This is a genomic window from Nocardia sp. NPDC052112 (assembly GCF_040680135.1).
Lineage (GTDB): Bacteria > Actinomycetota > Actinomycetes > Mycobacteriales > Mycobacteriaceae > Nocardia.
In genome coordinates this window covers 13194-26237 of sequence record NZ_JBFAWD010000002.1, presented here as the reverse complement: position 1 = coordinate 26237, position 13044 = coordinate 13194, and the positions used below count along the sequence as shown (strand labels likewise).

General features: G+C 65.8%; 14 protein-coding genes, 1 pseudogene and 1 riboswitch. Of the genes and pseudogenes, 10 read left to right on the top strand and 5 right to left on the bottom strand.

Annotation, left to right across the window (positions count from 1 at the left end):
* The first annotated feature begins 198 nt into the window (after positions 1 to 198).
* The 4 genes from AB0L58_RS03410 to AB0L58_RS03395 all read left to right on the top strand — a co-directional run bounded on the left by AB0L58_RS03410 (position 199) and on the right by AB0L58_RS03395 (position 3374).
* Entirely contained in the window at positions 199 to 1377 is a 1179-nt protein-coding gene (locus AB0L58_RS03410; RefSeq protein ID WP_364380338.1) for a DUF4173 domain-containing protein, read from the top strand.
* A 203-nt stretch (positions 1378 to 1580) separates the two neighbouring features.
* Positions 1581 to 1805, top strand: a complete 225-nt coding sequence (locus AB0L58_RS03405) for a hypothetical protein (protein WP_364380335.1) — start codon at positions 1581 to 1583, stop codon at positions 1803 to 1805.
* A 135-nt stretch (positions 1806 to 1940) separates the two neighbouring features.
* Positions 1941 to 2774, top strand: coding sequence for a M48 family metalloprotease (locus AB0L58_RS03400; protein WP_364380332.1), 834 nt, complete (start codon positions 1941 to 1943; stop codon positions 2772 to 2774).
* 273 nt (positions 2775 to 3047) lie between these two features.
* Complete coding sequence (locus AB0L58_RS03395) at positions 3048 to 3374, top strand: hypothetical protein (RefSeq protein WP_364380329.1); 327 nt, start codon at positions 3048 to 3050, stop codon at positions 3372 to 3374.
* Positions 3375 to 3823: 449 nt separating this feature from the next.
* Here AB0L58_RS03395 and AB0L58_RS03390 read toward each other — a convergent pair whose 3' ends face one another.
* Together AB0L58_RS03390 and AB0L58_RS03385 are read right to left on the bottom strand one after the other, a co-directional pair.
* On the bottom strand, positions 3824 to 4303 hold the full coding sequence (locus AB0L58_RS03390; protein WP_364380326.1) for an LOG family protein: 480 nt from the start codon (positions 4301 to 4303) through the stop codon (positions 3824 to 3826).
* Positions 4304 to 4645: 342 nt separating this feature from the next.
* Positions 4646 to 6016: a cytosine permease gene (locus tag AB0L58_RS03385; RefSeq protein ID WP_364380323.1), complete on the bottom strand. Its 1371-nt coding sequence runs from the start codon at positions 6014 to 6016 to the stop codon at positions 4646 to 4648.
* A riboswitch (TPP riboswitch) is annotated at positions 6013 to 6127 on the bottom strand. Its footprint overlaps the gene before it by 4 nt.
* Positions 6128 to 6309: 182 nt before the next feature.
* Between AB0L58_RS03385 and AB0L58_RS03380 the strand changes: the two genes are divergently transcribed.
* Positions 6310 to 6591, top strand: coding sequence for a hypothetical protein (locus AB0L58_RS03380; protein ID WP_364380320.1), 282 nt, complete (start codon positions 6310 to 6312; stop codon positions 6589 to 6591).
* Here AB0L58_RS03380 and AB0L58_RS03375 read toward each other — a convergent pair.
* Positions 6575 to 7384, bottom strand: a complete 810-nt coding sequence (locus tag AB0L58_RS03375; protein WP_364380317.1) for a DUF72 domain-containing protein — start codon at positions 7382 to 7384, stop codon at positions 6575 to 6577. The two genes, AB0L58_RS03380 and AB0L58_RS03375, sit on opposite strands and share 17 nt — an antisense overlap.
* A gap of 40 nt (positions 7385 to 7424) precedes the next feature.
* Here AB0L58_RS03375 and AB0L58_RS03370 point away from each other — a divergent pair, with 40 nt between their 5' ends.
* A complete protein-coding gene (locus tag AB0L58_RS03370) occupies positions 7425 to 7892 on the top strand; it encodes a DUF4383 domain-containing protein (protein WP_364380314.1) in 468 nt (155 codons plus the stop codon).
* Here the strand turns inward: AB0L58_RS03370 and AB0L58_RS03365 are convergent.
* The gene (locus AB0L58_RS03365; protein ID WP_364380311.1) at positions 7886 to 8989 is read right to left on the bottom strand and encodes a glutamate--cysteine ligase; all 1104 of its coding nucleotides are present in this window, start codon (positions 8987 to 8989) and stop codon (positions 7886 to 7888) included. The two genes, AB0L58_RS03370 and AB0L58_RS03365, sit on opposite strands and share 7 nt — an antisense overlap.
* Positions 8990 to 9101: 112 nt before the next feature.
* Between AB0L58_RS03365 and AB0L58_RS03360 the strand changes: the two genes are divergently transcribed.
* The 4 genes from AB0L58_RS03360 to AB0L58_RS03345 all read left to right on the top strand — a co-directional run bounded on the left by AB0L58_RS03360 (position 9102) and on the right by AB0L58_RS03345 (position 12420).
* A complete protein-coding gene (locus AB0L58_RS03360) occupies positions 9102 to 9698 on the top strand; it encodes a type 1 glutamine amidotransferase domain-containing protein (protein WP_364380308.1) in 597 nt (198 codons plus the stop codon).
* A 38-nt stretch (positions 9699 to 9736) separates the two neighbouring features.
* Positions 9737 to 10264: a pyridoxamine 5'-phosphate oxidase family protein gene (locus AB0L58_RS03355; RefSeq protein ID WP_364380305.1), complete on the top strand. Its 528-nt coding sequence runs from the start codon at positions 9737 to 9739 to the stop codon at positions 10262 to 10264.
* Positions 10265 to 10330: 66 nt separating this feature from the next.
* Positions 10331 to 11107, top strand: coding sequence for a helix-turn-helix transcriptional regulator (locus AB0L58_RS03350; protein WP_364380302.1), 777 nt, complete (start codon positions 10331 to 10333; stop codon positions 11105 to 11107).
* 470 nt (positions 11108 to 11577) lie between these two features.
* The gene (locus AB0L58_RS03345) at positions 11578 to 12420 is read left to right on the top strand and encodes a fructosamine kinase family protein (RefSeq protein ID WP_364380299.1); all 843 of its coding nucleotides are present in this window, start codon (positions 11578 to 11580) and stop codon (positions 12418 to 12420) included.
* A gap of 63 nt (positions 12421 to 12483) precedes the next feature.
* Here the strand turns inward: AB0L58_RS03345 and AB0L58_RS03340 are convergent.
* A pseudogene (locus AB0L58_RS03340) lies at positions 12484 to 13017 on the bottom strand (sigma factor-like helix-turn-helix DNA-binding protein); the annotation flags it as partial.
* Positions 13018 to 13044: the final 27 nt, after the last annotated feature.

Here is a 13044-nt window from a genome sequence, read left to right as displayed (position 1 = left end):
GAGGATGCGGCGTCGACACCGGATTCGTCGGAATCGGCTGAATCGCCCGCATCGACGGCGGCGGGGCATGATCCGGAGCGCGCGGGTGCGGTTGGCACAGGCGGTCGGGCGACGCCGGGAGATGATGCGGAAGCGGGCCGGCCGGTACCGAGATCGGTTGTCCGCGCTGCGAATTGGGGTCGGATGTGGTGGACGACGTTGGCGTTGGCGTTGCTGGCGGTCGGGGCGGTGCGGGCCGCAGGGTGGCTGTTCGCGCTGTGTGTGGTGGGGGCTGGGGTGGCCGGGTCGTTGGCTGTCGTCGGCCGTCGGTCGGTGTATGGGGCGTGGTACGACGTGATCGCGGTGCCGATCGAGTCGATCGCGGGCATTCCGTGGGTGTATTCGGCATTCGGGCGGATCGGTGCCGGGCCGGCGTGGCGATCGTGGCGGGCCGGGATATCGGTTGCGGTGACGCTGGCGTTATTGGCGGTTTTCGTGCCGTTGCTGGGTGGTGCCGATGCGACATTCGCGAAACTGCTCACCGCCGTGACGCCGGAGATCGACGCGGGATCGGTCGTGCAGTGGACCGTGCTGTTCGCGGTACTCGGGCTCGGCAGCGTCGGAGCCATGTACCTGCTTGCCGGTCCGCGAGCGGCGGCCAGCGGTGCGCCGTCCGGCCGATGCCTGCGACGGTTGGAGTGGGCACTGCCAGTGGGCGCGCTGACCATTCTGTTCGCGGTCTTCGTGGCCGCCCAGTTCGTCGCGCTGTTCGGCGGTGACGACTACGTCCAGCGCACCGCGAATTTGACCTACGCCGAATACGCGCGCAGCGGATTCTGGCAGCTTTCGATCGTCACCATCCTCACGCTCGCCGTAATCGCCGTCGTATTGCGATGGGCCGCACAGGAATCCGCCACGGACCGGGCTTGGCTGCGTACCCTCTTGTGCGCGATCGGCGTGCTGACGCTGATCATCGTCGCCTCCGCCCTCGGCCGCATGTGGACCTACCAGCAGGCTTACGGCTTCACCGTCATGCGCGTATTGGTCGAGGTATGTGAACTCTGGCTGGGGCTGGTGTACCTGCTGATGATCGTGGCGGTGCTGCGCCTGGACGGCACCTGGCTGCCGCGCGCCGCCATCGGCACCGCCATGTCGACACTGTTCGCGCTGGCCGTGCTCAACCCGGAAGGCCTCGTCGCGGAGCGGAATATCGATCGCTGGGAGCACGGCAAGAACCTTGACACGCTCTACCTCAGCAGGCTTTCGCCCGATGTCCTCCCTGCCGTCGACCGACTGCCGCAGCCACAGCGTGCGCAGATACTCGGCCCGATCCGCAACAGACTCGACCAGGACACGTGGCAGAGCTGGAACCTGTCTCGCGCCGATGCCCGAAACTGACAGCGTGATCGTCGGACCCGCCCGCCTACCGAGTTCGTGTCGATCGCAGCGACCGAATGGACCGCCGAGATCGCCCCTTATCCACCGTGAGAGACGGTCGGTCGTCCAGCACGAAACGTACTCTCGAGTAGCCGCTGGGACTGTGGATCTAAGGGTGTTTCCGGCCTGATTCGCTGAGTGATGCTCAGCGGGAGGGTGCCGTGATGACGACACTTGATGCCGTGGCGACGAAGAAGGAGCCGGTGCAGGCTTCGGCCGAGGAACTGGCAGTGGCGGAGTTGGTTCGGATGGCCAAGGAGCAGATCGGTTGTCCGCAAATGCATCCCGATCCACCGATAAATGCTGGCGCGGCGGGGCACCGCGATACTGTTTCGTACGAGGGGCACGGCGATCGGGTATCGCCATCCCCTGTTGGTTCGGTGCAGTGACCGGCTGGAGTGGCCGGTGATGCAGTCAGGAGAGCTATGTGGGCTTTTCGTGGTTCGCCGCGACGCGACGGTTCTGCTGATGTGCTCGGACGTCGACTTCGGGTTGCGTTGTCGTGGTCGGTCAGTGTTCTGCTCGTGTTGCCGACGGTGGCGCTGAGTGTGCTCATCATGGTTGTGATCGAGATGTGTACCGGAGTGTGGCTTACGGCTTTGGTGGTGGGGGCGTGGGTGTTGGTCGGAGTCATCGTTTTCGACGCGGGATGGTTCGCTCCGAACCGCCAGTCGATGGCCACGATGTTCGGATTCCGCAGGCCGGTTGCCGCGGAACCGGAAATCCTCTCCGCCGCATGGGCGCGGGTCACTCGTGCTCCCGGGCTGGACGGCTGGCCGTACTCGTTGTGGGTTCAGCAATCCGGGTTCCTGAACGCCTATGCCGCGCCGACCCGCGTTGTCGCGGTTACCAGTTGGGCGGTCGCCTCGCTGGAGTCACGCCAGTTGGAGGCCGTACTCGCCCACGAACTCGGCCATCACCTGCACGCCGACCAGCGGTTGCGACTACTCGACGCCTGGTGCTCGATTCCCGCGAGGATCGTGCAGCGGCTCGTGGCGGTGGTGGGGCGGCTGGTGAACGTTCTCGGTGTTACCGCGATCGTGGTTCGGTTCGTGTTCGTCGTGGCTTTGCTGGCCGTTGTACCCGTTGCACTGGCACCCACGACAGGTTTGCCGGTCGCGCTGGGGCTGTCGGTGCTGTTCGCTATCGAACCACTCACCAACGCGACACGCAGCCGGCGTGAGGAATTCGCCGCCGACCGGGTAGCGGTCGACCTCGGATACGGGGGTGATCTCGCGGCCGCGCTGCGTGAGTGGCTGCGAGACCGCACGCCGGTCACCGGACTGCTCGCCGTGCGTGCCCGCTGGTTCGGCAGCCATCCCCCGATCGCCGAGCGGCTCCGTGCGATGGAGGGCTGATCACACCAGGGATGCTGCCTCGCAATCGAATCCGCCGACGACGCCCAGACCTACCGGCCGGGAAGATGCTTACGATCGAAGAGTTGCGCCTGCCGGTACGTGCCGAGCGAGGAGGCATGCGTGGTGGACGAAGCTACGGACGTTGGCGTCTTCATCGAGGTGTTCGATTCGCGAATCACATTGCGATCACTGGTGTCGAGGCCGCAGTCGGTGCGTGGCAGGCAGGCGGCGGATCGGGCTAGAGAGGCGTGAGCGTCGGTTACCTTGGTTGTCATGGATGAAGCCCCGGACAGCGTAGACGCCGTGGAACCGCCATATCCTTGGCAGGGATACATCCACATGCTCACATACGGCATTTGGGGAGATGTTCTACTCCGCGACGACGAGGTCGTCGGGATTGCGGAGGACCTGATCGAGCAGCGGACCTTCACCGGTCCAGTGGATAACTACTACCAGGCCGCAGTCGATGCTCTCGCATCGGGATGTCCGCGCCTGTCGGCGCTCGATCATCACGATGACGCCGTCGTGCGGGACTTCCTTGCCCGACTCGTACGCGCGCTCGACGAGCGTAGGCCGTGGACGAGGCCGCCATTCGCATAGCGCGATGCGGCACAAAGATCACGACTATCTGGTGTTCGCCGAGAACACAAGCCCAGCAAGCGCGCCCGGAAGTCCTGTCCCATTCCCAGTCCGTTCTCGCCCGCGGAGCGCATCTCGCCATAGCCATACGCGACGGCGGAGTCGGCCTCGCCGGCACGGTTACTCTCACCGTGCTGCTACTCACCCACCTCGGCACCCGGTAAGGGAGAGTCATCTGCCCCGAATAGGTCCGAGCTCCCGCCACGATCGAGGTTGTCACCTTCGGCCTCGGTCATCCCGCCGCGGCCGCCGCTCGCGCGTTCTATGAAGGCCTCGGCTTCACCCCAGCCGAGATGGCCACCCCGGGCTCGGAAGGCGGCCCACGCCAGACCTTTCGGCGAACGGTTCCCATGGCGCCGACGGGCAGCGGCCGCTGAGTTTCGCGTGAGTGTCGGAGCGGGTTTCGGGGATCAGGCGAGGGCGCGGTGAACGGCGTCGGCGGGGTCGGTGGCGAGTTGTGCTGCTGGGATGGGGTTTCCGGCGGCGTCGTGTAGTTGCCAGCCGCCCAGCGAGATGACGGGGGTGGTGCCGCGGTGGCGGGCGAAGGCGAGTTCGGAGAGGGTGCCCCAGGAGCCGCCGATCACGATGACGGCATCGGCGGAGTGAATGAGGATCGCGTTTCGGCCCTCGCCCATGTTGGTGTATAGAACCGCGGACAGACCGCGACATGGAGCGGACTGGTCGGTATCGGGTCGGACTCCGATGACGAGACCACCCGCACTGAAAGCCCCCTCGGCGACCGCGGCCATGACGCCGGTCCCGCCGCCACACAGAACGGTGGCCCCGGCACTCGCGAGCAACCGCCCCACCTCCGCGGCCCACTCGGCCTCGATACCAGTGCAGTCACTCGGTCCGCACACCGCAACCTGCATGGGTACGTCGTATGCCATGAAGTCGACGATAGTTGTCCTGAATCTTCTTCATTGCGTACTCCCTGTAGGTCGGCCTGGCACGCCCAGTAGTACGGTTCAGCCTTTTCCACCCCACGGGCGCTGTCTCGTGATCGTGACGTCGGCGATTCGAGACGAGGGGACGTCGCACCGCTGCTTGCCGCCTGGGATTCGAGCGAATGCCGAAGTGGCGGAATTGATCTCGGCACATATCCAGTGGGCGCCTCGTATGAGACAGAGCCTGTGCGGGGTGTGCACTGGATACGCGACAGCGCTGCCGTGCGTCCCGCGTCGACAACGCGTGAGCCACCTGTCGGCGGTCGCGGTGCATCCATTCGGAGGCTATACAGACTTGCGTCGCACCGAAATCCGCCCCACACCCCACGCGATCACGACCGCGGCCAGGAACGACAACAGCGACGCGCTCATCCACGCCTGTTTGGTGAAGTGCAGTTCTTCCTGTACGTCGACCCAGAAGTCGGTCCACACTCCGGCATCGCCCGGGTTGATCAGTTGGTATACCGAAAGTCCGACCAGCCAGGCGAAAACCATGCCCCAGCGCGATGGCGCGGTCGCCGAGGTATCCCACTGGTCCCGCGTCCGCAGGAAGAAATCCGCGACGAGCACGCCGAGCAGTGGCACGAAGACCGAACCGATCAGGCCGAGGAAGCCGAAGTAATTCGCCATGTTCAGCCGCAGTGCGAGCAGCGTGATCAGCAGGCCGAGACCGATCGAGAGCACCCGGCGGTCGACCCGGGGCGCGAGATTCTGAATCGACACGGCCGTCGAGTACACATTCGCGAAGGACTGGTCGGCCTCGCGGAAGACGAAGACGAAGAAGAACACCGCTCCGAAAGTGACCTTCAGGAATGGCGAATACACCCCGCCGTCGGCGGACGCGAGCGCCAATGCGAACAGTCCGAGCACATAGGCGATGATCTGGGTGAACGCATACGCCCCACTGGCCGCGCCGAATGCCGCGCGGGTGCTGCGGGAGTGCCTGGTGTAGTCGGCCGCCACCGGCACCCACGAGATCGAAACCGCAAGTGCCGCATCGGTAGCGATCCAGAAGAGATTCCAATCCACACCGAACGGCCCGCCGCCCGCGGGTCCCGGATTGGCGGTGAGATTCGGCAGACCCGCGCGGACGAACTGGATATAGAACCAGATCAACGCGATCACCACGCCGACGGTCACGAATCGCCGCAGCATTCGCACCGATCCGAGCGGCCAGATCGTCAATACCGTCGTCAGCACACCCGCGGCGATCACATAAACCCAGTGCGGCCCACCGTCGAACAGCTCCTCGGCCGCATCGCCGATGACGATCAGTTCGAAGGTGCCCCAACCGATCAGCTGCGCGATATTGAGCACCGTCGGCAGGTAGCTGAGCTTCGCACCGAACAACCCGCGCAGCAACATCATCGCGGGCTTACCCGTCTTGGCTCCCGGCACCGCGGCCAGGCCGAGCATGAGTCCGCCGACCACCGTTCCGATGATCATCGCGAGAATGCCCGCGGCGATGGAGATCTGCGCGGCGCCACCGGTGTTCGGTGCCAGCACCGTGTACGCGCCGGAGAAGGCGAACAGGCTGACCCCGAGGTTCGCCCAGAATGCGCTCTGGTCCCAGAAAGACAGGACTTTCGGCGCGGGCTGGTCCAGCGTCAGCGGTGCTTCGCGCCGCTCGGATCGATCAAGGGTGGGTGTAGACATCCCGGTACCGCTCTCCCTACGCCGGCATTACCCGGACAGGTTCATGCGGTCGGCGAAACGTGGGGTCCGCCCTCTCAGCCCGGCCGTGCCCGAGCTCCCGCGTTGGGGTCGTTCGGGCGAAATGCTACACCCGCGCACCGGCGCGCCGGGCCGCGCCTTCGGACATTCCAGACAGGTTCCGCAGAGACCGCCCGAAAATCTCGGCCGACGTCCATACTGTGCGGTACCGACCTGGTTATTGCTCGGTTATCTGCCGCTCATCGCCCGCCTCTACCTGGAATGAGTATGCGCCCATGATGCTGATTACCTTGCACGAGACCGTCCTTGCCCAACTCGGGGATCCGACGCCCGAGGCGCCACCCAATTCGGAGAAGATCCTGCAGTTGGTCCGTTACCTGACTTGGTTTGTTCTGCTGTCGGGTGTCTGCGGTATCACCTACGCGGGCGGCCGGTTCGCTTGGGAAAAGTGGAGCGGAGGCACCCTGGACTCGCCGAAGATGCTCGCCGGCGCGATGGTCGGTGGTGTCATCGCGACCAGCGCGGGCACCATCATGAACGCTATCGTCGGGAACTGAAACCCGTTGTGGGCGTTCGGCTGACGGTGGATCCGGCCGCGGCGGCGGTGCGCGCGAAGACGATTGCGTCGCGCACCGCCGCACCGCCGGGATCATTGTTGAAGTAGATGAACACCTGCGCCCGATCCGACCAGGTGTCGGCCAGCCGTCGCGCCCAACTGGTGAGTGCCGTGCGCCCGTAACGCGGTGCGGGTGTCGCGCGTCCGGAATGCAGTCGCAGATAACCCCAATCCGTCGTCCGCCACAGCGGGGCGACCGGGCGCGATCGGACATCGGCCCAACACAGCGCCGCACCGCATTCCGTCAGGACGGCACGAACTTCGGGAATCCACCAGGAATCGTGCCGGGGTTCGACCGCGATGCGGATCTCGGGCGGAAAACAGCGCAGGCAGGCGTCGAGCAGTGCCGGATCCACCCGCAGCGTCGGCGGCAGTTGCAGGAGCACCGGCCCCAGCTTGTCGCCCAGTGCACAGGCGTGCTCCAGCATGCGCGCGACTGGCTCCTCGGGTTCGCGCAGCCGCTTGATGTGGGTGAGGAACCGGCTGGCCTTGACCGCGAAACAGAAGTCCGGCGGTGTTCGATCCCGCCATGCCGCGAAAGTCTCGCCGCTGGGCAGCCGATAGAAGGCATTGTTGCTCTCGACCGTCGCGAAGCCCGCGGCGTAGGTTTCGAGCCACGCACGCTGCGGAACTTTTCTCGGATACAGCACATCGCGCCAGTCGCGGTACTGCCAGCCCGACGTGCCGACGAGCAGGGGCACACCTCCATCGAAGCACTTTCCCGTCACCGCCATATCAACTACTCTGTGTAGTAGAGCGATCGGGGAGGGTGCGATGGGCGAACTATCTGTGGTAGATCGGCGAATCGGTGGGGCGCAGTGGAGTTTTCTGCAATGGGCCGTGTTCGTGATCGGTGCGATCCATATCGTGTGGGCGATCGCGGGGTGGTTCGCCGAGCCCAGTTTCGAACTCGGCGAACACGCCCCGGCGACTCCGGTGCTCGGTATGGACTACAACGGCTGGCATGCGGTGGCCGGGCTACTGCTGTTCGGCCCGGCGCCGATCGTCGCGACCCGCAAGTCGTGGTCGGCCTGGTACTGCATGCTCGCCGGGGTCGGCGGGGGATTCGTGGTCGGGGTGTGGGCGCTGTTCTCGCACCACGTGCTGATCTTCAGCTTCCCGAGCCATATCACCGATGCGATCGAGCACATGGTGACCGGTGCGACGCTGCTGGCGCTCGTCGCCGTACAGGTCGTCCGTGACGGTGGCCTGCGCCCGGTATTCGGCTCGTCCGGTCAGTAGCACCCTTCGAGGGTCGCGGCGGCGACAACATCGATGACATCGGTGACATCGTTGTGCACGTACAAGGCGGCGCGTTGGCGCCGGGCGCCGTTGCCACGCGCCAGCACCGCATCGACGGTATCGACGACGAACTGCCGGTCACCCGACTGCTCGAGCGCGGGGGTGAGGTAGTCGACCAGCGCGGCGAGCAGGGTGCGGGCCGGAAAGGCGCGGCCGCTGATCGTGTCGAGCCCATCGCCGTCCAGCCCGGATCGGGCGGCCCGCCAATACGCGGCCCGCAACACCTCCGCGGGCACCGGCGGCGGTGGCAGCCGATCGTGTATCGCCGTATTCGCCATGACGACGGCGGCACGAATCAGCGTGGCCAATAACGCCGTTTCCTCGACCGTCGCCGGCACATCACTGACGCGCACCTCGACGGTCGGGTACGTGGCCGAGGGCCGCACATCCCAATACACCATCGCCTTATCGAGAATGCTGCCGCTGGCGAGCATCATCCGCACCATATCGTCGTAGTCGGCTTCGGAATCGAAGAACGGGGGTGGACCGGCACTCGGCCATCGCCGCCACTGAATGCTGCGCCAACTGGCGTATCCGGTATCGGTGGCACGGTAGACCGCGGAATTGGCCGTCAACGACAACAACACCGGCAACCAGGGCCGCAAATAATTTCCGACCCGGACCGCGATTTCCCGTGACGGCACCCCGACATGAACATGGCAGCCACACAAACCCTGCTCATGGGCGAGCATCCCGAAATTGTGTTCGATGCGTTGATAGCGCGGGGTATCGGTGACCGGAAACGTCTCCGGCGTCGCGGGCGGAACAGCGACCGCGAGCAACCGTGCGCCGTGCTTCTCCGCGCAATTCGCCACACTGCGCCGCAGCCGCCGCAGATTGTCGAGCAATTCGGGGGTCCGGGTGTGCACGTCTGTGTTGGTCTCGACCTGACAGCGCGTCAACTCCAACTGCAGATCGATGCCGACATCGGCGGCCGCCGCCGCGACCTCGACATTCCGCGGACTCGGCGCACCCGTGATCGGATCCGCCAAGAGGAACTCCTCTTCCACACCGACACTGGGCGGAACCGCGGCCATTACTGGATTTTACTGCGCAAATCGCCGATCCGGACGGATGCCGGAATCGTTTGAGTGCACCGCGCCGGGGTAGGCCGACCGTAGTGGAGGAGCGGCGAGAAAGGGGTTCGGTATGTCCGAGGAATTGCGCGGTGTGCGCGCATTGGTCATCACCGCGAATACCGGCGTCGAACACGACGAGCTGCTGGTGCCGCTGGACTGGTTGCGCGAACACGGTGCCGTCGCCGTGCACGCGACCCCGGAGCGCGGCGAGGTCCAGACTTTTCGACACGATGTCGACAAGGATGAAGTAGTGCAGCCGGATGCGGCGCTCAATGATCTCGAGGTCGACGATTTCGATCTGCTGGTCGTGCCTGGCGGAACAGTGAATGTGGACAAACTGCGCGTCAGCGATCGCGCCGTGGAAGTCGCACAACAGTTCGTGCACGCGGGTAAGCCCGTCGCGGCGATCTGCCACGGTCCCTGGCTGCTCGTGGAGGCCGACGTCGTCGCGGGCAAGACGTTGACGTCCTACCACTCGCTGCGCACCGATGTCGTCAATGCCGAGGGACGCTGGATCGATCGTGCGGTGGTGCGTTCCGACGAGAACGGCTGGCCGTTGATCACCTCCCGCAGTCCCGGGGACCTCGCCGAATTCACCGACGCGATCGCCGCCGAGCTCACCGCGGCCCAGTCGGCCCAGGCCTTCGCGGGCGATGAAATCTTCTGACACCGGTGAGTTCTCCGGATCCGAATCGTCCTACCGATATGGACACAATCAACCTCGCCGACCTCTACGAGCTGCCGCCCCTCGACTGGGACCGCATTCGCGAACGACTCGACGCGGGTATCGAACAGGCTCCCGGCACCGGCGGCCTGGACCGGCACACCTGCTGGCTGACCACGATCAATTCGGACGGCAGCCCGCACGTCACCGCGGTCGGCGCACTGTGGGTGGACGGCGCCTTCTGGTTCACGACCGGCGCCCGCAGCCGCAAGGGCCGCAACCTGGCTCGCGATCCGCGCTGCTCGATGAGCGTGGCCACCCACGAGTTCGATCTGGTCGTGGACGGCACCGCGACCAGCATCGCCGATCCCGCCGTCGTCTCCGATATGGCCCGGCGCTGGGCCGATGACTGGCCCTGTCGCGTGGACGACTCCGGCGAGGCGGTCACCGCTGCATACAGCGCCCCCTCCGCAGGCCCACCGCCGTGGCACGTCTACCGCCTGACGGCGCGCACCGCCACGGCGCTCTCGACTGTCGAACCCGGTGGTGCGACCCGCTGGCGGTTCTGAGCCGGCGCACGTCGATTACCCGACAGGTAATCGTGTCGGGGCCGTCGGCTTCGTAGGATCGGCAGGGTGAGTACGCAGAAAGCCGGTGACCTATTGCGCCACTGGCGGCTCGAGCGCAGGCTCAGCCAGCTGGAATTGGCCGGGCGTGCCGAAACTTCCGCACGGCATCTGAGTTTCATCGAAACCGGTCGCGCGAATCCGAGTCGCACCATGCTCGTACACCTGTGCGAGCAGTTGGAGATTCCGTTGCGGGAACGCAATCGGCTACTACTCGCGGCCGGATTTGCTCCCGCCTACGCCGAACCGACCCTCGATACACCCGCGATGGACGCGGTGCGCGGTGCGATGCGCCAGATCCTCGCGGGTCACGACCCCTATCCCGCGCTGGCCATCGACCAGAGCTGGAATATGATCGACGCCAATTCCGGCGTGGCACTGCTGTTGACGGATATCGACCCGAAATTGCTCACCGCACCCGTGAATGCGCTGCGGCTGAGTCTGCACCCCGACGGAATGGCCAGCCGCATCGTCAATCTGGCCGAATGGCGCGGCCATATCTTCGAGCGGCTGTCGCGTCAGATCGAAGTCACCGGCTCGCCCGAATTGCTCGCGCTCCGCGACGAACTACGCGAATATCCCGGCGGCACAGTCGATCTCACCCTCCCTGAACCAGACCAGGCCGTCGTACCACTACGACTGCGTCACGATGACCACGAACTGTCCTTCATCAGCGTCACCACCGTCTTCGGCACACCGATGAACGTGACCGTCGCCGAACTCGCCATCGAATCGTTCTTCCCGGCCGACGAGGAGACGAAGAAGCGTCTCAACGCCGCGGCGTGATCAGCGGCCTCGCAGGTCCTGGTCGAACTGGTCGGCCGTATGCGTCGTTGGTGATCAACGCCGGTGAAATGGCTGATTGCTGCATACGTGCTGGATCGAGCGCATCGGCGACGGTGCGCACCGAGGGGGCGTTCGTCGAACTATCGGCTGCTGCTCACGCTGGCCGTTAAGGGCGCTTCGCCATGTGGCGCGTGGTCGGCGTTGCCGAGCTCGACGAGGCCCACTGCGCTGAGTTCGACACGCCTGGTCATGCACCTTGCTGCGGTCCGGACTGCGGACTGGGATGAACAGCATACGGGCGCAGCATATTTGGGTCGACGAGTCCGGCGCAGTGGGGTTCGGACGTGGGCGACGTAGTGTGGCGGACGATATCCAGGGCGCGGCGCCGCAAGCGGCCGAGGCACAACTCGCTTCGCTGAAGCGAGGGCCGGTCGGGGTAGGTTCGGGAGCGTGGGCAGGGGACCGAAGTGATGGGCGCGGCGGATCTCGCGGACCTGATCGGCGTCGCGGTGCATTCGGTGACCGATCTGGGATCGAGTCATGCGTGGACGTTGTATCGGGCGGTACTCGGCGATGGTCGCGCAGTGTTCGTGAAGGCCGCGCTCGACCAGGCGTCGGTATTTTCGGCCGAGGCCGCGGGTCTGCGCTGGCTCGCCGCGGGGGCGCCGGAGTTGGTGCCCGAGGTGCTGGCGGTAGATGGCCGGATGCTGGTACTGCCCTGGGTATCCGAGGCCGCGCCGACCGCATTCAACGCCGAGCGTTTCGGGCGCGAACTGGCTGTGCTGCACGCGAATTCGCCGGGACTGTTCGGCGCGCCGTGGTCCGGTTGGATCGCCGACCTGCCGTTGGACAACACGCAGACCGATGGTTCATGGGCGCGCTGGTACGCCGACCATCGCCTTGCCCCGTACCTGCCGCGTGCCGCCGCTGATCTCGGCGACGGAATTCGCTTGCTGGAGCGCGTGATCGAGAATATCGAAGTCCTCGCGGGCCCACCTGAACCACCGAGTCGCATTCATGGCGATCTGTGGTCCGGCAATGTCCTGTGGACTGCCGACCGTGCACTCATCATCGACCCGGCGGCACATGGCGGTCACCGCGAAACCGACCTCGCCATGCTCGCCCTCTTCGGCGCCCCACATCTGGACCGAATCCGCGCCGCCTACCACGAAACCCACCCCCTCGCCGACGGCTGGCGCAACCGCATCCCCCTGCACCAACTGCACCCACTCCTCGTCCACGTCGTCCTGTTCGGCGGCTCCTACCGGACCCGAACCCTTGCCGCGGCCTCCGCTGCCCTGACACCCGAATGACCTGCGCTGCTTCGCCCCGACATCGGCAGGCCGGCGGGCCGCTCTCATCCGCGGGGCACCGACTCAGCGGCGCGGGGCAGTTTCGGCCCGCATATGCGACAACTTCTCGGGATTGCGGACCGCATAGAGGCCGGTGATCAGCCCGTCGTCGATGCGCAACGCCAGCACCGTGTCGAGCTCGCCGCCGAGCCGGACAACCAGCGCCGGGCAGCCATTGACCCGGGTCGGTTGCAGTGACGTGGCAGCGATCCGGCCCAGTCCGGTGGCCAGCAGCCGGGCCACTTTGTCGGCTCCCGTGACGGGCCGAGGCAGGGCTTGTTTGATTCCGCCACCGTCACCCAGCAACACCACATCGGGCGCGAGTGTATCGAGCAGAGCCTGCATATCGCCGGTTTCGACCGCCTGCTGGGATGGCGCGAGCACGTCTCGGGTTTCGGCCGCCGAAACCGTCCCGCGCGGTCGGCGCGCGGCCACATGTGCTCGGGCACGATGGGCGATCTGGCGGACCACGGCCGGGGTTTTGTCCACGGCTTCGGCGATTTCGTCGTAGGGCAGGTCGAACACCTCGCGCAGTACGAACACCGCCCGCTCGATGGGGAAAGGATCCTGCTGATGGTCTTCGGT